Consider the following 22,224-nt stretch of genomic DNA (forward strand, 5'->3'; position numbering starts at 1 on the left):
AAGCAACGGGCACTGCGCAGGCAGTGCCCGTTTGCATGAGGGGGATGGCGCATGCGGCGTATCGTCCGTGCTCACAACGCGGCGGCATAAGGTCATCACCGCTGGTTTGCAGACACGCGTGCAGGGCCGGCTATGGTCGGCACTCCTGTCCGAGCGAGCCGCGCCATGACCGATCCGCAGTGGAAGCCCGAAACCATCGCCGTGCACGGCGGCTACCAGCCCGATCCCACCACGCGGGCGGTGGCGGTGCCGATCTACCAGACCGTCGCCTACGCCTTCGACGATACCCAGCATGGCGCGGACCTGTTCGACCTCAAGGTGCAGGGCAATATCTACAGCCGCATCATGAACCCAACCAACGCCGTGCTGGAGCAGCGCGTGGCTGCGCTGGAAGGCGGCATCGGTGCATTGGCGCTGGCCTCCGGGCAGGCCGCGGTGACCTATGCGATCCAGACCATCGCCGAGGCCGGCGACAACATCGTCTCCTCCAGTGCGTTGTACGGCGGCACCTACAATCTGTTCGCGCATACCTTGCCGCAGTTCGGCATCGGCACGCGTTTTGCCGATTATCGCGATCCGCAGGCGTTTGCCGGCTTGATCGATGAACGTACCAAGGCGGTATTCGTCGAGTCGATCGGCAATCCGCGCGGCAACATCACCGATATCGAGGCCGTGGCCACGGTGGCGCATGCGCATGGCGTGCCGCTGATCGTGGACAACACCGTGGCCACGCCGTCGCTGCTGCGGCCGATCGACTTCGGCGCCGACATCGTGGTGCACTCGCTGACCAAGTATCTGGGCGGCCATGGCAATAGCATCGGCGGGGCGATCGTGGACAGCGGGCGCTTCCCGTGGGCGGCGCACAAACAGCGGTTTGCACGGCTCAACGAGCCGGACGTGAGCTATCACGGCGTGGTCTACACCGAAGCGCTGGGCGAGGCGGCGTACATCGGCCGTGCGCGCGTGGTGCCGCTGCGCAATACCGGCGCGGCGCTGTCGCCGTTCAACGCATTCCTGATCCTGCAAGGCATCGAAACGCTGCCGTTGCGGATGGAGCGCATCAATGCCAACACGCTGGCGACTGCGACGTATCTGCAGCAGCACCCGCGGGTTGCCTGGGTCAATTACGCCGCGCTGCCGGATCATCCGGAGCATGCGTTGGCGCAGAAGTACCTGGGCGGGCATGGTTCGGGCGTGCTGACCTTCGGCCTGCCCGGCGGACGCGTGGCCGGCGCGCGTTTTCTGGATGCGTTGCAGTTGTTCACGCGGTTGGTGAACATCGGCGATGCGAAGTCGCTGGCAACGCATCCGGCATCGACCACGCACCGTCAGTTGGGCCCGGCCGAACTGGAACATGCCGGGGTCAGCGAAGACACGGTGCGGCTGTCGATCGGCATCGAGCACATCGACGACCTGCTGGCGGATCTGGAGCAGGCGCTGCAGGGGGCGTGAAGTTTGATAGCCGTGACCTGAGCAGGAGTGCGGGAAGACACGAGCTAGCCTCTCTCTCGTCGGGGCGAGGAGGCACAGCTGGCGCGCCATGGTCGCGCGTGCCTTGGAGCGCCCGCGCTGCAAGCGCGGGCCGGGGCGCGGAGCGGGAGTTGGGGTGAGGGTACGGGTTCTCCAGGCACCGCCAAGTACGCCGTCTGTCTCTGGCTTCGGTCAGGGCGTCAGCGCGGCCGGGGATCGGCTCTTCGGCTCGGCAGACATCCTGTCTGACTCGCCGTCGCGGCACATCCCTGTGCCGCTCTCCGCCAATCCCCGGCCACGCTGCCGCCTCGGCACGTTGTTGCCGCGACTTCGAAAAGTGCTGAACGCGGTCATGACGAAGTTGCCCGAAGCCCCTCTCCCGTCGGGGAGAGGATGCACAGCTGGCGCGCCATGGCGCGCGTGCCAGGGAGCGCCCGCGCCGCAAGCGCGGGCTGGCGCGTGGAGCGGGGGTTGGGGTGAGGGTACGGGGGCGAAGCCCACTCGCATGTGCGAGATGACGCTCGGTGGCAGGCATGCGGCCATGCCGGCAGCCCCGGCATGCTGCTTCCATCCATTGCATGAGGCCTCGCTCCGTATCCTCATCCGCCCCTTCGGGGCACCTTCTCCCGGTGGGAGAAGGAATCGGCCATTCGCCATCCAGACGCGTGGCGACGCGTTGCGCCTGGCCGCCTGTCGCAGACCTCGGAGGCGCCCTGGGCCAATCCTGCTACCATGCGCGCCCCTGAGGTGACTGCCGGAGTTGCGGTGGTTTAAACGGGAATCCGGTGCGCGGATCGCCTTGGCGAACTGCAATGCCGGAGCTGCCCCCGCAACGGTGGGCGAGGTCAGATGCCGCAACACGCCACTGTGCAGTCGCATGGGAAGGCGCGGCATCGGAGGCGCAGGCTTCCACTCGCGAGCCCGGAGACCGGCCTGAGGGATTGAACCGGCACGCGGTGGGCGTGGCCTTGATCGTCTGGCGCTGCCGCGTTGGACGGCTGGCCCGTTGCTGCCTGCCGTCCCCATTGCCCCCGCGCGGGTAGGCGCGGTTCCAGGAGCAGCAGTCGATGTCCCTTTCTTCCGTTTTGCCGCGTCGTGCGGTGCTGGCCGTGGGGCTGTCGCTGTGCGTGGCCACCCTGGCCCGTGCCGAGGCCGCCATCGATCTCGACCAGGTCGTGGTCACCGCCTCGCGTACTGCGCAGACCCAGGACCAGACGCTGGCGCCGGTCACCGTGATCGACCGCGCGCAGATCGAGCGTCGCCAGGTGAATTCGCTGCAGGACCTGCTGCGTGGCGAAGCCGGGGTGGCGCTGGCCAACAACGGCGGCCCGGGCAAGCCGACCTCGCTGTTCCTGCGCGGCACCGAGTCCGATCAGGTGGTGGTGCTGATCGATGGCGTGCGCATCGGTTCGGCCACCTCGGGCGGGGCGGCGTTGCAGGATCTGCCGATCGAGCAGATCGAGCGCATCGAGATCGTGCGTGGTCCGTTCTCCAGCCTGTACGGTTCCGAGGCGCTGGGCGGGGTGATCCAGATCTTTACCCGGCGCCCGCAAGGCCGCTTCGTACCCACCTTCAGCGCGGCGGCCGGCAGCGACAATGCGCGCCGCTATAGCGCGGGCCTGGCCGGGCGCAGTGCAGGCGATCTGAGCGAAAGCGGTGGCTGGTATTCGGCCAACGCGGTGCATGACGAAACCGACGGCATCAACGCGTATCTGGACACCAGCTCCAGCGACTACGACCCGGATCGCGATGGCTACCGCAACGATTCGCTGAGCATGCAGGGTGGCTGGCGCTTCAATCGCCAGTGGGATGCCGACGTGCATGCCTTGCGCGCGCAAAGCCGCAACGAATACGACGGCTCGGCCTTCGGCGGCAACCTGTCCAAGGGCGTGCAGCAGGCGGTCGGTGGCCGTGTGCGTTACGCGCCCACCGATGCGGTCAAGCTCACTGCCAGCGTCGGCAGCAGTTCCGACTTCAGCGATGCGTATTACGATGGTGCGTATCTGTCCACCTATGACACCCGCCGCAAGCAGGGCACGTTGCAGGCCGATATCGCTGCCGGCGCGGGCCTGTTCACGGTCGGCTTCGACTGGCAGCGTGACGCCATCGCCAGCAGCGACAATTACGATGCCGACAGCCGCATCGACCGCGCCGCATTCGCGCAGTGGCAACAGAGCTTCGGTGCGCAGTCCTTGCAGGCCAGCCTGCGTCGCAACGACAACAGCCAGTTCGGCGGCAAGACCACCGGCAGCCTGCTGTGGGGCTGGGATGTTGCCGAGCATCTGCGCCTGACCGCCAGCTACGGCACCGCGTTCAAGGCACCGACCTTCAACGAGTTGTATTACCCCGATTTCGGCAATCCGTTGCTGGGGCCGGAAACCTCCAAGAGCGCCGAGCTCGGCCTGCGCGGCAGCTACGGCTGGGGCACCTGGACGCTGAGCGCGTTCCAGACCCGCATCGACGATCTGATCGCCTACGACGCGTCGTTGGTGGATGCGGCGCATCCGTTCGGGCAGCCGAACAATATCGATCAGGCGCGCATCCGCGGCGTGGAAGCCGGCTACGACACCGAGCTGGCCGGCTGGACCGTACGCAGCGCCTTGACCTGGCTGCAGCCGCAAGCCGATGGCGAGGTCAACAACGGCAACTGGTTGCCGCGGCGCGCGCGGCAGAGCGGGCGCATCGATGCGGACCGCAGCTTCGGTGCATTCGGCGTCGGCGCGAGCCTGTTCGGGTCCGGCAAGCGCTTCGACGATCTGGCCAACACCGAGCAGCTGGCCGGTTACGGGTTGCTGGATCTGCGCGTGAGCTATGCCGTGACTGCGGACTGGAAGGTCTCGCTCACCGCCAACAACGTGTTCGATCGCCAGTACGAAACCGCACGCTGGTACGCGCAGCCCGGGCGCAATTATCTGCTGACGTTGCGTTATCAGGCCGCGCAGTAAGCGCGGCTGTTGCGCCGGGCATGCGCACTGTGGGGTGAGCGCGCAACGAAGCGGGGCAGGGCGCCGTGCCGCTGGGCGAACTCACGCCTCGATTTGTCGACAGGCCGGCTGCACCAGGCATTGGCGCTACAGTGCGAGCGTGTGGTGCTGGTGATGGCAGGTTTGCCGATGGTTCTGACGGGAGAGGCGGTGTGACAAGCGATTGGATCCATGGTGCCTGTGCGGTGCCGGACGCGCGCGTGCGCGCGGCTGCGCTGGCGCGGCAGGAGCAACTGACCAAGCCGCACGGCGCGCTGGGCCGGCTGGAACAGCTGGCAGTGCAGCTGGCGGCCTGGCAGCGCAATGAGCACCCCACCGTGCAGCGGGTCTGGATCGCGGTGTATGCCGCCGACCATGGCGTCGCCGCCGAGGGCGTGTCTGCGTTTCCGCAGGCGGTCACCGGCGAGATGGTGCGCAATTTCGCCCGCGGTGGCGCCGCCATTGCGGTGCTGGCGCGCGAGCTCGGTGCGCGCCTGGAAGTGGTCAATCTCGGCGTTGTCAACGACCCGGGCGAGTTGCCGCGGGTGCGGCGTGCCTGGATCGCCCCGGCCAGTGCCAACATCTGCGAGCAGCCGGCGATGAGCTCCACCCAGCTGCGCGACGCGCTTGCCGCGGGCGCCGAAAGCGTCGCGCAGGCAAAGAGTTGCGACACGCAGCTGTTTGTCGGCGGCGAAATGGGCATCGGCAACACCACCTCGGCCGCGGCGTTGGGCTGCGCGCTGCTGTCGCAGTTTCCGCAGGCGATGGCTGGCGCCGGGACCGGGCTGGATGCCGAGGGCATCGCCCACAAGGCCACCGTGATCACCCGTGCGCTGGCCCTGCATGCCGATGCTGCGACTCCGCTGGAGCGGTTGCGCCGGCTGGGCGGTTTCGAGATCGCCGCCCTGGTCGGTGCCTACATCGCCGCTGCGCAGGCCGGGATTCCGGTGCTGGTGGATGGCTTCATCAGCACTGCTGCAGCGCTGGTCGCCACCCATCTCAATGGCGGCGTGCGCGAATGGCTGTTGTTCGGGCATCGCTCGCAGGAGCGCGGCCACGCCGCCTTGCTGCGCGCGCTGGATGCCGAACCCTTGCTGCAGCTGGACCTGCGTCTGGGCGAGGCCAGCGGCGCAGCGGTGGCGATTCCGCTGCTGCGTCACGCCTGCGCCTTGCACAACGGCATGGCCACCTTTGCCGAAGCCGGCGTGTCCGACGCATGAGTGTGCAGATCAGCCTGCTGCGGCACGGCACCGGCCAGCGCAGCGACCGCGGTTAGCTCGACGACCCCTCACCGCGTTGGGATGGCAGCAATTGCGCGTAGCCATCGCCGCAGGCGAATGGGACGTGGTGGTGTCGTCCAGCTTGCAGCGCTGCGCGGCCTTCGCCACCGAACTGGCCCACGCGCGTGGGGTGCCGTTGCAGCTGAACGCGCGGCTGCGCGAATATCACTTCGCCCGCTGGCAGGGCGTGCCGGTGGCCGAGATCGATCGCGACGAAGGACAAGCGCTCGGCCGCTTCTGGGCCGACCCGCTGCGCTACCCGCCGCCGCAGGCCGAGCCGTTTGCCGATTTCTGCGCGCGCCTGTCTGCCGCACTCGATGCGATCATTGGCGCCCATCCGAACCGACGTGTCTTGGTGGTCACCCACGGCGGTGCGATCCGCGCTGCGCTGCATGGTGGCCGGCAACGGATTCGCCCGCATGACCGAGCTGGCGGTGCCGCACGCCTCGCTGCATCCGCTGGCCTGGCCACCGGCCAACGGCGTCGCTGCGGCGCTGCCGTCGGAGCCGTCGGAGCCGTCGGAGCCGTCGGCAGCGCCGCAGTCGGCACGCGACGCCGGATGATCAACGGGCTGCTCGCGGCGATCGGCTTCCTGACCCGCATTCCGGTGCCCGGCGCGGTGTTCGCTCGGCCGGGCGCGCAGGCGCGTTCGTTGCCGTGGTATCCGGCGGTCGGCCTGCTGCTCGGTGCGCTGCTGTGCGGCCTGACAGGGTGCCTGCGCGATGTGGCGCCACTGCTGGGCGCGGCAGTGTTGTTGAGTGCATGGACTTGGCTGACCGGCGCCCTGCACCGGGACGGGTTGGCCGACACGACCGACGCCTGGGTCGGCGGCATGGGCGACCGCGCACGCACGCTGGCGATCATGAAGGACCCCACCAGCGGCCCGATGGCGGTGACTGCGCTGGTGCTGGTGTTGCTGCTCAAATGCGCCGCATTGGCCAGCCTGCTGGCGCAGGCGCCCACCACGCTATGGCTGGCGCCGCTACTGGCGCGCAGCGCGCTGGTTGCCGCGTTCCTAAGTACGCCGTATGTGCGCGCCGGCGGGCTGGGCAGCGCACTGTCGGGCGCCCCACGTGCAGGCCTGTGGCTGGCGCTGAGCGCCGGCACCGCGGTGTGCATCGTTGCCGGGCTGGCCACCGCGGCGTTGTGCGTTGGTATCACCGCACTGGTGTTCGCACTCTGGCGCCGCGGCTGCCTGCAGCGCCTTGGCGGCATGACCGGCGATACCTGCGGCGCATTGGTAGAACTGACCGAAACGGCCTTGCTGGTGACGCTGGCGCTGTGGTCGGCTTGAACAGGCAGGCGCTGCAGCTGACGTAATCGTCCTCACGACTGATGCCCCAGCCCGCGCATCGTCTGCGCCTGCGTAGCGGCCGTGGGCGCTGCGACCAACGGCATCCGTCAGCGTGCGTCATCTGCTGAGTTCTCCGGTGCAGGTGCAACGCCAGCGTCGCTCGTGGCTTCCCGGCACTCAGAGAAGTCCCTCGCTTGGTCTACAAGGCTAACGAGAGCGTTCCGCAACAAGGCTTAGCATTTCCGACGTCGCTGCAGCACAATCGACCTGGAAACGCCAGGTTCCGGCAGAAGCTTCAAAATTGCGTACTCAAATTTTGAGAACGTCTTGATATCAGTAATATACGTGCGCGGTAGAGCGCGAGTTGACATAACGGGTAAGGAAGCGCTCATGACACGACAAATCACAAAACTCGTAATCGGCGCGGGCATTATGGCCATCGCAACGCAAGTCGGGGCCAGCGAGTTTCTGATCGATATGCAAGGTGCAGCCGGAAAGCGTGTCAACGTCTACGCCAGTGACGCAATTATGGACCACACGCCGATCAATGATGATCTCGCAAATCCTGACTCAAACCGTGTCATTCAGATTGATTTGACGATGGTCTATGAAGCGGTCGACCAACCCCTATGGTTGGAATATCAACTTCAGTTCAAATGCCCCAAATCGATTCGGCGCGGCCGTGGCGCACCCAAGCACAAGGCTGATTCAACCGGCATATTAGACACGCCGGATTCCGTAGAATTCCGGGTGGCCAGCGGCGCAAAGACCATGAAACAGGATCCGGCGATCATTGATCTGCAGCCCACCGATTGGCAAAGCACGACCAGCTACACGATGCGACAGGCATGGAATGTAGCCTGCAACAGTGCCAGCATTGGCGATGCCAAACAAGCTGCGGCGGTCGATCGTGTGGTTAAGTCCGATACATTGCGAGCGAAACTGGCAGCCATCGGCTTGAATGGACTGGAACTGGTCCCCGCCGGACTGTCGATGAGTTCGCTTGCCGATTTTACCTGGGAAACGCTGTGGTCTGACGTGCCGAAGCCTGCGATCAATCGCGGCCGCAAGCTGACGCCAGCAGAATCGGCAGCGCTCACGGCAAAATTGGCCCAAATGCAGCAACAAGTAACCGAAGCGCAGGGGAGGGTACAGGGCAACCTGGCGGCAATGAAGGCCGATATGGACTTTACTCAGATCGCCGCTGAATACCGTGGGAAAAGGCGTTTATCGCGCAGTGAATCGCTCCTGATCCAGGTGTGGCTGGGTAAGACTGAGCAAGAGGTCGTCGCCGCGAACGGCAACCCCGCTGTCCGTCAGGCCGGGATCGCGCGGACGCTCTCTTATGGGCAGGCCTTTGACAATCGCGTCATGTGGCAGAATCTCGTGACCGGCGCGACTTACACTGGCGGCGGCTATAAAAGTTGCAACGTTCGCTATGCGCTGATCCCGGACAGCGCCGGGATGCTGAGGGTTGCCGATGTGAATATCTTCGTTGATTCAAGTGGCGACACAAGCGGGATGGGTCGCGCCTGCGCCGACATCTTGAACGTGCCAAACGGCTGAAATCATGGTCTATTTTCGAGCCGCGCTCATGCAAGCCGAAAGCTGGCGATACGCCAGCTGCAACTGGACAACTTTTGACCGGAACACCTCTTTCCCCTGAAGCTGGATGGCGAGCTCATTACTGTCCGGCTTTTCCTGTACCGATTTCTGCACGTCGATGGTCAGCAACAACGCCCCACTGCTCTGGCCAGGCATGCTCACATGGGCGGCCTGAACATTCTGCGTAGGGTGGTTGGTAGATGACAACGTGATCGGAGCGATCTCGGGCTTTGTCACCGGGGGGATTGCCTCGCTGATGAACCAAAGACTGCCATGACCCTTTCTCGCCATCCCAGCGTCGGCGGGACCGCGAAACGACAAGGTGGAATCTGGCGTGATGAAATTAACCGAGCAGTGGTACCCGGTGTTGACGGGTTCGCGTACCAGCACCCAATTGCCCTCGATCCCCTTGTAGAAGGATTCGCTAAACATCGGCTTATCCGGATCCGCGCCCCCGAGCAACTCAGGGGCGATTTGAGCAACGCAGGGGCTAGTCCATGCCATGGTGATTACTAAGCCGATCAGCCAATTCTTCATCTAAAATCGTTCTCCATTCGTTGGTCTTTGACATACGGTTTCGTGCAATTCTTGTCGTGACCCTATGCAAGCGGCTACAAGCCATAGCTTAGCCTTCCAGGATTGCAGTGGGGGTTCTACCCCGTTTTCACGGACACTTACAAGAAGGTCCAGGCCATGATGAGTATTCATGTCAAAGCATAGGAAGTTCAGTGCCGAGTTCAAGCGCGGTGCGGTTGAGCAATGGTTCCGAGCGTGCAGCTTCCAGCATCCGGAACCATTCCTGCGCCTGGCAGGCGGTGAGCGATAGCCACGCCAAATCTTCCGGGAGCAGCTCGCGACCTTCCGGGAGCGGTCAGGCGATCACCGAGGAAATAGAACCGGTCCGAGGGCCGGTCAGATCTATACGATGGTGCGGGTCGAACTCAATCATGCCGCGATCCCATCCTTTTTCGGGGTCTGAGGGCACAGGCAAGAGCCGAGCCATAGGCCAACTGATGGATGGTGCGCCGGCAATTGCTGCCGGCCCGGGGGTAATGCTGCCTGGCGGCAGCTAAAACGCTAGAAAGTTGCAGAAATCGCACCAAACACGACATGTTGCTCGTCACTGACATGCAAGAAGCTGGAATTTGAGAGGTTTGGTGGGTCGTTCAGACCTTCCCTAGGAGAGTTGTCACTGGGCAACAATCCGCTTGGCTAACTTCTACGAAATTTCTGCACAGCTACTTCGAGTCACCTCAGGAAATTGCGGCAACAGCACATCTGCATGTGGGCCTGCTGACCCAGGCCTAAGCTTTGTTCGTCCGCAATCGGTACGTCAATGCCCCTGCGTAAGGAACACCATCTGCGGCGGCGGATGCATCAGGAACTGCTGGTGCGAGATATTCCACGCATACGCGCCGGCCAGCGGGAAGGCCAGGCAGTCGCCGGGTGCCAGCGCTGCGACAGGTTGGTTGCGCGCCAGCACGTCCTTGGGCGTGCACAGCTGCCCGACCAGGGTGACCGGGGTGTCGCGCAGCACCGGCGCATGCCTGCCACGCAACACACGGAACGGATGATCGTGGCCTTGCGCGGCCGGGGTGCGGAAGTGATGGGTGCCGCCGCGGGCGATCGCAAACCACGCGCCGTGGCTGCGCTTGAGGTCCAGCACGTCCATCAGATACCAGCCGCAGCTGGCGCTGACATAGCGCCCGGGTTCCAGCCGCAGGCGCAGTGCCTGGTCGTGTTCGCGTAGCAAGGCAGGCAAGCCGGCGCAGAAGCCGGCCCAGTCGAACGACGATTCTGGCGCCAGATAATCCACACCGAAGCCGCCGCCTGCATTCACCCGCAACGGGCCAAGCGCATAGGTCTGCCGCCACTGCTGCACGGTGCGCAGGTAGGCGGCGATCAGATGCAACTGCGCGCCGGCATCGCGCTGGTGCGACATCAGATGGAAATGGAAGCCTTCCAGCCGCAGCGAAGGGCTGGCCCGCAGCCGCTGGATCGCCGCATCCAGATCGTCCGGGTCCAGGCCGAACGGCGAGGGCTGCCCGCCCATCATCAGGCGCGTGCTCTGCGCGCCGGGCACGGCGATGTTCATGCGCAGGAACACCGGCACGCAGCGGCCGGCCTGCGCCGCGATCGCGGCCAGGCGTTCCAGTTCGCCCAGGCTTTCCACATGCACGGTGCAGTCGGGCAGCGCGACGGCCTGGGCCAGTTCGCCATCGAGCTTGCCAGGGCCGCCGAACAACAACGCGGCCTGGGGTTGTTGCCGATGCAGCCAGGCCAGTTCGCCGCCGGAGGCCGCCTCGAAGCCATCCACGTGCGGGGCGAGCGTGTGCAGGATCGGCGGCTCCGCATTGGCTTTTGCCGCGTAGAACAGCTCGCAGTCGGCCGGCAGTTGCGCGCGCATCCAGGCTGCATGCGCATCCAGTGCGGCCAGGTCGTAGACGTAGGCGCACAGCGGGCCATCGCTTTGGTCGCGGATGCCCGGCAATGCCTGCATCACTGCGTCAGTATCGATGCGCAGGCTCATGCCGCCACCCGCCGTGCCGCTGCGAAGCGTGGAATCGGATTGGGCAGCGCGGTGTAATCGGATTGGCGATCGGCGCGTTGCCACAGCCGCGTGCCCAGGTTGTTCTTGCCAGGCAGCGGCGCGCCGTCGAGCAGGCCCTGTAGCGCGGTTTGCGGACCATGGCGCTGTTGCCAGCGTGCGGCGAGCTCGCCCACGCATTGCCACAGGCGCGCCTCCAGCACGGCATCGCCTTCGGTCAGATGGAAGATCGCCTCGGCCAGATTGTTGACCAGCGCGCAATACGCCACCCGATTCCAGCCCTGTTCCGGTGTGTAGTACAGCGATTGCCGCGCGCGTTCGCCCACGCCCTGCAAGCGCGTGGCGGGCCAGTGATGTGCGAGCAGCTTGGTGCCCTCCAGGTCGCGGATCCATACCCGCGTCGGCCAGCCATCGGCAAACCCGATCACGGTGTTCTGCAGGTGCGGTTCCAGCGCGATGCCGTGCTGGAACAAGGCACTCCACACTCCGTCCAGCAGCAAGCCGGCATAGGCGCGGAACCACAGCAGCGTGGCGGTGTGGCAATCCATCTGCGCGCCGCCCAATGCCTGCAGCCTGGACGCACACACGCTGTTGCCCTGCGCATCGCAGGTGAACAACGCGGCGGCCACCTGCGGTTGCCAGCGCGCGCGTTGCGCGGCGGGCAGGGTCTGCCGGTACAGGATGCCGAAGCTCTCCGACAGGCCACGCGCCGCCAGCGGGTCGGCGTCGTGCAAGGCGGGATCGACCTGGGCGACCTCCAGCGAGGTGGCCGCCGGCTCCAGCATCACATCGAAGCCTGGCACGGCCAGCGCACGCCAGCTCGGTGCCAGCAGCTCGGTGAGCGCGACCGCACTTTCCAGCTCGTACCAGGCGTTCTTGCGCACGCAGTTGGTCAACCGCACATGCACCGAGCACTTGAGGAAATAATCCAGTTCCGGGTGATACAGCGTGCGCACCGACGAGGTGGGCCGCAGTGCCTCGCCCAGCATGCCGACAGGCTCGATCAGCCCGCGCGCCTGCAGGGTGCGCAGCAGCGGGTCGTCGAGCAGGCGCTGCGCTTCCCACGGATGACAGGGATACAGCGCCTCGCCGCCGGAGAGCTGCCGCAGGCTGGCACGTACATCGCGGCCCTGCATGCGCAACAGCCGTGGGTCGATGCGGAACCAGAACAGCTGGAACGCGGCGCGCGCCTCCGGCGCGCAGGCCAGCACCTGCGCTAGGTCGACGCCTTCGCGGCTCTTGGGCGTGGGATGCAAGGCATGCCCCCACAGCATCGATTGTTCGGCGTCGATCATCGCCTCGCCGGTCGCGGCGGTGCCCTGTGCCTGGCGCAGCAGTGCGGCAGTGATCGCCACGCTGTTGGCGCTTTGCGCGAGCAGTTCCGGGTTGACCGCCTGCGTGCTGCCCAGCGCCTGCAGCAGGCAACGCGCCAAGGCATGCGCGTCCAGGCTCTGCCACGGTTGGCCGGCGCCCTTGAGAAACGGCGTGGAGGCAAAGCGGCAGCGGCCCAGGCGATCGGCATAGGCAATGCGCACGCACAGCGTGCCGGTATCGCCCAGCGCGATCCGCAGCCAGCGCTGCTCGGCCACGCGCGGGCCGGGGCGATCCAGCCCGCGGTAATCGAAGTCCACTGCGCGTTGCGGAATTGCGAACTCGCGCAGGTAGCAGTTCAACCAGCAACTGCAGGCCTGCGCGTCGGCCATGCTGTCGTACCAGGGGTCATGCATCGTGTGCGGCGACATCGGCGGATCTCCTCGAAGGGAAGCGCACCAGAACGGTGAGCGCAGCGGCCGCCGCAGCCAGCGCGGCAGCCAGGAAGGGAGTGGCAGGGCCGGCCGCCTGGGCCAGCGCGCCGGCAGCGGCACCGGCGAACACGCCGGCCCATTTGCCGCAGGCATCGAAGCGGCCGAACAGGCGCCCGGCGCCATGCCCGCTGGCGACCAGCGCCAGGCTGCGGTTGAGCCCACGCAGGCCGAACAACATGCCGAACCCAAACAGCAGCCGTGCCGCTGCCAATGCGATGGCGTCGTGCAGCAGCGCCTGCCACAGGCAGGCCAGCGCGAACAGCGCCAGGCCGGGCACCAGCCAGGCTTCGCCATCGCCGCGCCGCCACCACGGCAACACCACCAGATAGACCAGGTGCGGCAGGCTGTAGAGCAGGCCGGCCAGCGCGTCGTGGCCGGCGCCGCGCGCCAGCGCATACGGGATGAAGTAGGGGAAGGTCACCACCATCGCGAAGCAGAACAGGAACTGCGCGATCAGCAACGCAGGCCACAGTGCGCTGGCCGGTGCTGACGCCGATGGCGCCGACGCAGCCGCATGCCCGGAGGGCGCGGACTGCGCAGGGGACGCGGTCAGCCGCGGCGCCGGCCGGTCGGCGGGCAGACGCCAGGTCAGCGCGAACGCCAGCAGCGGCAGCAGCGCAAGCGCGCGATACAGCGACTGCGCCGGGCCAAGCGCCACGGCCAGGCCCAGCAACGCGGGCGCGCTGACCATCGCCAGGCGCGCCGAATACTGCGTCCAGTCGAGCGCGCGCGCCAGCGGGCCGGCCTGCGGCTGGCTGGCCAGGTACGCATTGGCCGCCGCCAGTGAGCCGCCGCAGGTGCCTTGCACGATCAGGCCGATCACCAGCCAGCTCAGCGACGGCGCGAAGCCGGCGATCGCAAAGCCCAGCGCCAACCCCAGCTGCGCACGCAGCAACGAGCGCTTGCGTCCATAGCGGTCGGCCAGGCGCCCCCAGGTGCCGGCCGTCAACGCGGTGCACAGCGTCGGCAACACGTACAGCACGCCGCTCCAGCCAACCGCCGCAGACGGTGCCAGTTCGGCCAGCACCTGCGGCAGAAACAACGGCATGCCCAGTGCGGTGAAGGCGGCCAGGTAATGCGCGGCCAGCACCGGGCCCAGGATGCGCTTCATCGCTGAGCACCCGCCTGCCGACGCGGCCTGTGCTGCGCGCCAGCGAAGGCGTCGCCGAAAGGATTGGGCGCGCTATCGCCGTAGAACTTGTTGATGTCGCTCGCACCGGTGAGTTGCTTGCTGAGCAGGCTGCCGGCGCTGAGCAGGTATTTCACCGGCAGCCGCGGTGCGGCCAGCAGGCGACGTGCGGGAGCGGTATCGATGCCATCGACATCCAGCTGCGCCAGCGTCAAGGCGAACTGCGTCTGCAACTGCGTGTACAGCGGCGTGCGCAGCGCTGGCTGCCATTCGGCCAGGCCTTCCAGCACCGCCTGCAGATCCAGCTGCAGCACGATGGTGCAGAACATCTGCGCCAGGGCCTGCGGCTGCTCCACCGCGATGCGCGCATCGTGCAGCGGGCCCAACGCGTCCAGATCCGGCAGCTGCGCGCGCAACTGCGGCATCGCGATGCGCGCGGCGTCGTTGTCCTTCATCAGCAGCCGCGTCGCCTGGCCATCGGCGTAGACCAGCACGCTGTTCTGCTGATTGGCTTCCAGCGCAATGCCGTAGCGCAGCCACAGGCGCAAATGCACCGCCAGCATCAGCTCGGTGTACGCGCGCCACCAGCCGAGCACATCGCCCTGTGCAAAGCGCTCGGCCAGATGGATCGCCATCGGCCGGCCGTCGGGCAAGCGCGCGCACAGCGCGGCCACCGGCACCAGCGTGGCGTCCTCCAACGGTGGATAACGCCGCAGCAGATAGGCCAGATGACGGGTCTGTCCCACATGCCCGCCATGCGATTCGTCCACGAACACGCAGCGGCCGCGCAGGGCCGGATCCAGCGCATCGATGCGCCGCAGTGCGCGCTCCAGCCAGTGGCCGTCGTACAGCGTGGAGGGCTTGATCAGGCGCAGATTGAGCGCGCCCAGCGTGCGCATCGGAATCGGCAGCTTGAGATGCAGCTGCGGATGCTGCAGCGGCACCAGCGTGCGGACCGACAGGGTGGGGCGCACCTCCAGCCAGGCCTGCGGCGCCCGCAGTGTGCCTGGCGGCAGTGCAAACCCGTCCTGCTCCAGCCGCGCCCACACCAGCGGATGCACCGGCCAGGCGACATGCGTGTCGGCCAGCGCAGGCGGCAGGCCCAGCGTGGCGAAGTCCGGCCACAACTCGGCCGGCGGCGCGCTGGTGCAGCTGACCTGCGCACGCGGAACCGCCAGCCAGCGCAGCGCGAAGGTGGGGGCGAATTCCGGTGCGTAATCGCGCAGTTCCGAGGCATCCAGCCCGGCCTTGGCACGTGCGGTGGGATAGAACGGATGATCGCGATAGCTGGCCAGTTGATCGCAGCGATACGCACGCTCGGCTGCATCTGGGTGCTGCAAGGCATTGAGCAGCGCAGGTGCCTGCGCGTCGTAGGCCTGGCGCGCCAGGCCCAGGTGGACGGCAGCGCAATCGGCTTCTTCGGCGTAGGCGCGATGCAGCTGTTGTGTCTCGCTGTCCAGCTGCGCGCTCATGCGTTGCAGCCAGGCCTGCGCACCGCGTTCGACATGCGCGCCATCGGCGCCCTGCACGATCCAGCTGTCGCCGCAGGCGCTGATGTCCTGCAGATAGCCCTGCCGATGGATCGGCAACCACAGCGTGCCGTCGGGCAGATGCGCGATGCGCCACCAGCCCTCCACCGGGCTGGGGTCGGTCCATGCCGCCAGTACGCCTGCCTCGGGTATTGCGGCGCTGCCGCGGCTGGCAATACCGCGCAGGTCCTCGCGCAGGCAGGCATCGATGATGCGGGTGGCGATATAGCGTTGGTCGGCGGCACTGCTCATGCGCGCAGCTCCGCGCCATCGATCCGCCACTGCAGCCCCGCTTCGGCATGCACCACCGCCTGTTGCAGCGCCTGTGCATCACTGGCCACCGCGCTCAGCACACCCAGGTAATCCTTGTTGGAATGGCTCAGGCGGATGCGTTCACCGGGCGCGCGCATGCGCCGGTAGTGCACATCGCTATGCGCATCGTGGTGGCGGCGATCTTCGCTGGCGGTCACCAGCTCGCCGTCCTGCGCGGCGACGTAGTAACGCAACAAGGCATGGGCACGATCGCAGCGCAGCTGCGGCAGCGGCAGGCCCAGATGTGGTGCCAGCGCGGCGGTGAACCACTGCCCGCCGAACATGTCGTCGAGCAGGAACTCGCGGCGGTCGCCGATGCTGCGGTAGTTGATCTCCACCAGCACCGGGCCGTCGCTGGTGAGGATGAATTCGCTATGGCACAGCCCGAAGCCGACCCCGAAGCTGCGCAACTGTTGCAGCGCCTGCGCAATCACCGGCGTGTCCACGCGGGCATCCCACTGCGCCTCGCATTCCACGAAGTGCGGCGGTGGCGACAAGCGCACCCTGAAGCCGCCCAGCGCTTGCAACGTATGGCCGTCGCCCAGCGTTTCCAGCGTAAACAGCGCCCCTTCCAGCATGCCTTCCAGCAGCACGGTGCGCTGCGGATGGCGCTGCCACACATCGTCCAGATAGGCCTGCAACTGCGCGGCATCTGCACAATGGCGAACGTCCAGACTGGCCACGCCCTCGCGCGGTTTGGCCACCACCGGCCACGGAATGTCGGCCGGCAATGCGGCGCCCGGCGCCAGCGTGCAGAACCACGGCGATGGCAGCTCACGCGCACGCAGGCGCTGACGCATCGCCGCCTTGTTCTTGGCCGCGTAGCAGACCTGCCAGTCCTTGCCGGGCAGGCCGAGACCCGCTGCGACCAGCGCGGTGCTGGTCTGCAGATGATCGCTGTTGCTGAACACCGCGCGCGGCGACACATCGGCGTCGTGCAGTACATCCAGCACGCCGAGCGGATTGAACACATCGCATTCGATCACCCGTTGCGGTGCATGCGCCGGATGCTCGCGGAAATGGCTGAGGTGATCGAGTCGGTGGTCGGTCAGCAGCCACACCGGCAGGCCGAGCGCATGCGCGGCCGGAAGAAAGCCTTCGGTGATGGCCGGATGGCAGACATGGGTGAGGATCACCAACGGTGCAGCGGATGTCGCAGTCATGGCAGCTCTCGTTCAACAGGACGGTGGAAAAACCGGTACTGAAACGGGCTGCCTGGCGCCGCAGGGGCGTTGGGTGGCCTGCGATACGGTGATCGCATGCCGCATGCTGCGGCAGGGAGGCGTGCGTCATGCACGCCGTGTTGTCTGCGGCGCCCGCCAGCGCGAGCGCCGTTGCCGTCAGCCGACCGACGCCCCTGTACGTCGGTTGCTACGGCATGTGCCGGGTGGGAGGCCTAAAACGTGTACTCCAGCCCGGCGGTGACGGTGCGTGACGGTGCGGCCTGGCGGCCCCACGGGCTGGTATCCACACCGCGGAACCAGTACTGCCGATCGAACAGATTGTTGATCGCCAGCGACGCGCTGAATTTTTGTCCATCGCGTTCGAACAGGGTATGGCTCACCTGCGTGTTCCATACCCAGTACGACGGCAACTCGCCGACCGAGGCGATCGCGTTCTCCTGCACGGTGTTCGCCGCATCGCTGTAGGCCTTGCTGAAGTAGTAGCTCGACAGTGCGACAGTGGTGTGACCGAGCGTGTAGTTGCCGCCCAGGGTGATCTGGTTGCGCGAGGTGTAGGGCACGCGCAGCCCGCGGAATGCGCCCGATTCCTGGCTGGCATCCAGATATGCATAACCGGCGTTGAGGGTGAGCGCGCGCAGGTTTTCCGGGCTCCATTGCAGTTCCAGCTCGCCGCCTTGATGGCGGGTCTTGCCGAGGTTGCGGAACACGCGCGTGGTGTTGTCCAGCTGGATCTGCTGATCGAAATCGATCAGATACGCACCTAGCTGGATGCGGGTGCGGTCGTTGGGCTGGTAACGCGTGCCGGCTTCGTAATTCCATGCCAGTTCGGCATCCAGGTTGTTGCCGAAGATGATCTGGGTGACCTGCGGCGCACGCAGCGAGCGCTGCCCGTCCGCGTAGAAGAACCAGTGTGCGTTGGCCTGGAAACCAATCGTCAACCCCGGCAATACATCGCGGGTCTGGTTGCGCGTACGCAAGCCGGTGGCGCGATTGAAATAGCGCGAATCCAGCCGCTCGTAGCGCAGGCCCGGGGTGATGGTCAGGCGTTCGTCGGGCAGGGTGATCGCATTGCTGACGTAGGCGGCCAGGGCGCGGTCTTCGAACTGCCAGTCACGCACGCTGGTGAACAGGCCATCGCGCAGACGCAGATTGCCGACCAAAAAATCGATGTCCTCGTGCACCGCACGCACGCCGGCGGTCCACTGCTGACGCACGCCACCGGCATCGCCCATGCTCCAGCTCAGCCGCGGCTCGCTGCCGACCACGCGGAAGTCGCGCGGTGCGGTCTGGCGCAGTTGCGGCGGCAGGTCCGAACGCCAGGTTTCGGTGGCGACCTGGCGCATGCCGACGATGAAGTTGCGGCTGCTGCGCGCGCTGAAGTTGGTCCAGGACAACCGGACATCTTTCAACGGACCCCAGTCTCCGAACAATTGCTCGTAGCTCAACGATGCGCGCGTGGTACGCCCATTGAAGCTGTCCAGCGGGCGCGTGGACTGGCGCGGGTCGCGCCGGTAATCGTCCGGGCTGAGCGCGCCGGCCAGATCCATGTCGACCAGATAGCGTTGCACGCTGGCCTTGAGCAACTTGGTGTCATCCAGCCACCACTCCGCACGCACGCGCAGATTGCTGATGTCGGTATCGCTGTGCGCGCGCCAGTACTCGCCGTAAGTGCGATCGGCATCGACCTGCAGGCCGAGGTTGTCGGTGAGGTAGCCGCCGCTGCTGAGCGCGCTGTCCTGCAGGAACTGGCCCTGGCCGCCGGCGGTGACCTTGTGCGCCAGCGTGGTACTCCACTCGCTGGGGATCTCCTTGCTGACCAGATTGATCACCCCGCCGACATTGTTCGGCCCGTACTGCACGGCCGCGCCACCGCGCACGATGTCGATGCGGTCGATCTGGTTCAGCCCCACCGGAAACAACGACAGGCTGGTCTGCCCATACGGCGCCAGTGCCAGCGGAATGCCGTCTTCCAGCACCTGCACGCGGCCGCTGCGGCTTTCGTACAGGCCGCGCAGCATCAGCTGCGGCAACGCGCCGGTGCCGGTCTCGTCGAAGATCTTGATGCCCGGCACGCGCTGCAAGGCATCGTCCAGCGAGCGGTTGCCGCCATTGCGCAGTTGCTCGCGGTCGATCACCTGGCGGCTGCCGGCATAGCGCTGCACATCGTCGGGCCTGGAACGCCCGAGCAGGCTGCCTTGCACCTGGATCGTGTCCAGCGCACGGATCGGCGTTTGCGCATCGGTGGCTGCCGCATCCGGCGACTCGGTGGCGAACGCAAACGGCGGCAGGGCCCAGGTGGCCGCAGCGATGGCGATGGTCAGGGCGTGGAAACGGAACGTCGACATCTACGGCGTGCTCCTGCAGGCGGGTGGTGGAGTGGGTGCGGCGAAGCTGGCCAGGTGGCCGCGCAGTGCACGTTGAATCAGCGCGCGGTCTTCGCCGGCCAGCAGCCAGCGCAGGTCCGGCTGTTGCAGCCAGTGCGCGCGTTGCGCGTCGGTGCGCGGATTGGGGCAGAACGGCACGTTGGCCGCAACGCAGTGCGCATGCAGTTGCAGCAGCAGCTCCCACACCTGTGGATGGGTCGGTTGCGGGCCCAGGCCCAGATCCAGCGCAAGATCCAGCGCGCCTTCCATCACCAGCGCCACGCCGGGCAGCGCCAGCAGCTCGGGCACTGCCGCAATGCCGGCGGCACTTTCGATCATCGGCACGATGCGGATATTGCGATTGGCCTGCGCGATATACGTGGGCAGGTCGACATTGCCGAAACCGGTGACGCGCCCGCCGGTCATGCCGCGCCGGCCCAGTGGCGGAAACCGTGCCGCGGCGATGGCATCGGCCAGTTGCGCGGCCGATTCGGCGCGTGGAATCACGATCCCGCGCGCGCCGGCATCCAGCACGCGGCCGATCAGTTTTTCGTCCACCTCCGGCACGCGCACCCAAGCCTCGCAGCCGGACAGCTCGCAGGCGCGGATGGCGTGTTCCAGTTCGTCCGGCGCGCGCAGCACATGTTCCAGGTCGAGCACCACAAAGCCGTAGCCGATGCGGCCCAGCAGCTCGCACAACTGCACGCTTGGCACTGCGTTGAGAACGCCAACCGCAAACGTCATGGATGAGGCCGCCAAGGAAACGGGCGCTCATCCTGCTCCGGATGGGAATGATTATCAAGTGGATTTGGTGGGCATTTTTCGGTGCCCTGGTCGCAGTTCGATCAATGCACGGCTGCAAGCCGTTTCGCACTGAACCACCTGCAGGCAACAAAAAACCCGCAGGCGCCGCCGGCGGGTTTTCGTGTCGTGCAGCGCTGCGTCGCCCCGCCTTGCGGTTACGACGCCGGTACGCGCAATGCCCGATACGGCGGGGTGGACATCACCATCTCGGCCAGCGAATAGGCCAGCTCGCGTTCGGCCAGCACCGCGCCGTCGGCGCCGTGTTCGAGCAGGTGCTTGACCTCGGTGTCGCTGTGCGCGCGCGCCAGCAGCGTCAGCGACGGGTTGATCGCGCGCAGCTTGGCCAGCGCCTCGCCGGCTTCCAGCGGCTGCGGGATCGCCAGGATCGCGATCTTGGCGTGCTCCGGGCGGGCTTCGGCCAGCACGCGGTCGGCCGCCGCACTGCCGCGGATACCGGGAATGCCGGCCGCATGCGCCTTGGCCACATGATCGCTGTTGTCGTCGATCACCAGCACCGGCACGCCGCGGCTACGCAGCAACTGCGCCAGCGCGCTGCCGACGCGGCCATAGCCGATCACGATGGCATGGCCGTCCAGCGGTAGCGGCGGGCCGGGCGGCAGTTCCGGCTCCACCGCGGCTGGGGCGTCCTGCGCCTGCCTGGCCTGCCAGCGGTCCAGCCACGAGAACAGGAACGGGTTGGCGATGATCGACAGCAGCGCGCCAGCCAGGATCAGGTCGCGCCCGGTTTCCGGCAGGATCGCCAGCTGCACGCCCAGCCCGGCCAGGATGAAGGAGAACTCGCCGATCTGCGCCAGGCTGGTGGAAATGGTCAGCGCGGTGCCGGTGGGGTGGCCGAATGCACGCACGATCACGAATGCGGCCAGCGACTTGCCCAGGGTCACGGTCAGGAACGTGGCCAGCACCTGCCACGGATGCTCGACCAGGATCATCGGGTCGAACAGCATGCCCACCGAGACGAAGAACAGCACCGCGAATGCATCGCGCAACGGCAGCGAATCGCTGGCGGCCTTGTGGCTGAGCTCGGATTCCTTCAGCAACATGCCGGCGAAGAACGCGCCAAGCGCGAACGACACGCCGAACAGCGTGGCCGACAGGAACGCCACGCCCAGCGCGATGCCGAGCACGGCCAGGGTGAACAGCTCGCGCGAGCCGGTGGCGGCGACCTTTTCCAGCGACCACGGAATCACCCGCCGCCCGACCACCAGCATCACTGCCACGAACGCCACCATCTTGAACAGCGTCAGGCCCAGCGCGGCCAGCAGCGAGGTGGATTCGCCGGCATGCGCCGCGGCCGGCGCGGCGGTGCCCAGCACCTCGGCCAGCGCCGGCAACATCACCAGCGCGATCACCATCACCAGATCTTCGACGATCAGCCAGCCCACCGCGATGCGGCCGCGCTGGGTTTCCAGCAGGCGGCGTTCCTCCAGTGCACGCAGCAGCACCACGGTACTGGCCACCGACAGCGCCAGACCGAACACCAGCCCATGCATCAACGGCCAGCCCATGCTCCAGGCCAGCGCCCAGCCAAGCAGCGTGGCGACCACGATCTGCGCCAACGCGCCCGGAATGGCGATCCATTTCACTTCCATCAGATCGTCGAGCGAGAAGTGCAGGCCCACGCCGAACATCAGCAGCATCACGCCCAGCTCGGACAGCTGGTTGGCCATGGTCTGGTCGGCCACGAAGCCGGGCGTGAACGGCCCGACGCAGACGCCGGCCAGCAGATAGCCGACCAGCGGCGAGAGTTTCACTTTCTGTGCGAGCGTGCCCAGCACGAAAGCGACCGCGAGGCCGACTGCGATGATGTCGATGAGGCTGGTGTCGTGATGCATTCCAATCCGTTGTGAGAGTGTCCGAGAGAGCGTCGCGGGCGCGACCAGCCAACGGCACTGCGCCGGGCGTCGCCTGCGGGCATTG

14 protein-coding genes, 2 pseudogenes and 1 riboswitch are annotated in these 22,224 nt (G+C 66.7%); of the genes and pseudogenes, 7 read left to right on the forward strand and 9 right to left on the reverse strand.

Annotation, left to right across the window (positions count from 1 at the left end; genetic code table 11):
* Nucleotides 1–165: 165 nt before the first annotated feature.
* The 7 genes and pseudogenes from GGR73_RS09895 (at nucleotide 166) to GGR73_RS09925 (ending at nucleotide 8,573) form a co-directional block, all read left to right on the forward strand.
* A complete protein-coding gene (locus GGR73_RS09895) occupies nucleotides 166–1,452 on the forward strand; it encodes an aminotransferase class I/II-fold pyridoxal phosphate-dependent enzyme (protein ID WP_184456735.1) in 1,287 nt (428 codons plus the stop codon).
* A 746-nt stretch (nucleotides 1,453–2,198) separates the two neighbouring features.
* Nucleotides 2,199–2,421: riboswitch (cobalamin riboswitch) on the forward strand.
* A gap of 116 nt (nucleotides 2,422–2,537) precedes the next feature.
* The gene (gene btuB, locus GGR73_RS09900; RefSeq protein WP_184456737.1) at nucleotides 2,538–4,415 is read left to right on the forward strand and encodes a TonB-dependent vitamin B12 receptor; all 1,878 of its coding nucleotides are present in this window, start codon (nucleotides 2,538–2,540) and stop codon (nucleotides 4,413–4,415) included.
* 44 nt (nucleotides 4,416–4,459) lie between these two features.
* Nucleotides 4,460–4,610, forward strand: a pseudogene (locus GGR73_RS09905) (bifunctional adenosylcobinamide kinase/adenosylcobinamide-phosphate guanylyltransferase); the annotation flags it as partial.
* The gene (gene cobT, locus GGR73_RS09910) at nucleotides 4,607–5,653 is read left to right on the forward strand and encodes a nicotinate-nucleotide--dimethylbenzimidazole phosphoribosyltransferase (RefSeq protein ID WP_024940845.1); all 1,047 of its coding nucleotides are present in this window, start codon (nucleotides 4,607–4,609) and stop codon (nucleotides 5,651–5,653) included. The pseudogene GGR73_RS09905 and the gene cobT, both read left to right, overlap by 4 nt.
* Nucleotides 5,650–6,276, forward strand: a pseudogene (locus GGR73_RS09915) (histidine phosphatase family protein). Before cobT ends, GGR73_RS09915 begins: the two are co-directional and overlap by 4 nt.
* The gene (locus GGR73_RS09920) at nucleotides 6,273–7,007 is read left to right on the forward strand and encodes an adenosylcobinamide-GDP ribazoletransferase (protein ID WP_046343895.1); all 735 of its coding nucleotides are present in this window, start codon (nucleotides 6,273–6,275) and stop codon (nucleotides 7,005–7,007) included. Before GGR73_RS09915 ends, GGR73_RS09920 begins: the two are co-directional and overlap by 4 nt.
* 429 nt (nucleotides 7,008–7,436) lie before the next feature.
* A complete protein-coding gene (locus GGR73_RS09925) occupies nucleotides 7,437–8,573 on the forward strand; it encodes a hypothetical protein (protein WP_166770968.1) in 1,137 nt (378 codons plus the stop codon).
* 9 nt (nucleotides 8,574–8,582) lie between these two features.
* On the opposite strand, the gene GGR73_RS09930 is transcribed toward GGR73_RS09925, so the two are convergent.
* The 9 genes from GGR73_RS09930 to ybaL all read right to left on the reverse strand — a co-directional run bounded on the left by GGR73_RS09930 (nucleotide 8,583) and on the right by ybaL (nucleotide 22,139).
* On the reverse strand, nucleotides 8,583–9,149 hold the full coding sequence (locus GGR73_RS09930; RefSeq protein ID WP_184456739.1) for a hypothetical protein: 567 nt from the start codon (nucleotides 9,147–9,149) through the stop codon (nucleotides 8,583–8,585).
* A 796-nt stretch (nucleotides 9,150–9,945) separates the two neighbouring features.
* Complete coding sequence (locus tag GGR73_RS09935; protein ID WP_184456741.1) at nucleotides 9,946–11,142, reverse strand: type III PLP-dependent enzyme; 1,197 nt, start codon at nucleotides 11,140–11,142, stop codon at nucleotides 9,946–9,948.
* Nucleotides 11,139–12,902: an IucA/IucC family protein gene (locus GGR73_RS09940; protein ID WP_184456742.1), complete on the reverse strand. Its 1,764-nt coding sequence runs from the start codon at nucleotides 12,900–12,902 to the stop codon at nucleotides 11,139–11,141. Before GGR73_RS09940 ends, GGR73_RS09935 begins: the two co-directional genes overlap by 4 nt.
* Nucleotides 12,880–14,076: an MFS transporter gene (locus GGR73_RS09945; RefSeq protein WP_184456744.1), complete on the reverse strand. Its 1,197-nt coding sequence runs from the start codon at nucleotides 14,074–14,076 to the stop codon at nucleotides 12,880–12,882. Before GGR73_RS09945 ends, GGR73_RS09940 begins: the two co-directional genes overlap by 23 nt.
* Entirely contained in the window at nucleotides 14,073–15,875 is a 1,803-nt protein-coding gene (locus tag GGR73_RS09950) for an IucA/IucC family protein (RefSeq protein ID WP_184456746.1), read from the reverse strand. The genes GGR73_RS09945 and GGR73_RS09950 overlap by 4 nt, the downstream gene beginning before the upstream one ends.
* Complete coding sequence (locus tag GGR73_RS09955) at nucleotides 15,872–17,098, reverse strand: siderophore biosynthesis protein PvsA (protein WP_184456747.1); 1,227 nt, start codon at nucleotides 17,096–17,098, stop codon at nucleotides 15,872–15,874. Before GGR73_RS09955 ends, GGR73_RS09950 begins: the two co-directional genes overlap by 4 nt.
* Before the next feature lie 233 nt (nucleotides 17,099–17,331).
* Nucleotides 17,332–19,464, reverse strand: a complete 2,133-nt coding sequence (locus GGR73_RS09960) for a TonB-dependent siderophore receptor (protein WP_184456749.1) — start codon at nucleotides 19,462–19,464, stop codon at nucleotides 17,332–17,334.
* Nucleotides 19,465–20,226 (reverse strand): aldolase/citrate lyase family protein, encoded by a 762-nt coding sequence (locus GGR73_RS09965; RefSeq protein ID WP_184456751.1) that lies wholly within the window; start codon nucleotides 20,224–20,226, stop codon nucleotides 19,465–19,467. It lies immediately after the preceding gene.
* A 215-nt stretch (nucleotides 20,227–20,441) separates the two neighbouring features.
* Complete coding sequence (gene ybaL / locus GGR73_RS09970; protein ID WP_046343878.1) at nucleotides 20,442–22,139, reverse strand: YbaL family putative K(+) efflux transporter; 1,698 nt, start codon at nucleotides 22,137–22,139, stop codon at nucleotides 20,442–20,444.
* Nucleotides 22,140–22,224 lie beyond the last annotated feature (85 nt).

The sequence above is a fragment of the Xanthomonas sp. F14 genome (assembly GCF_014199865.1).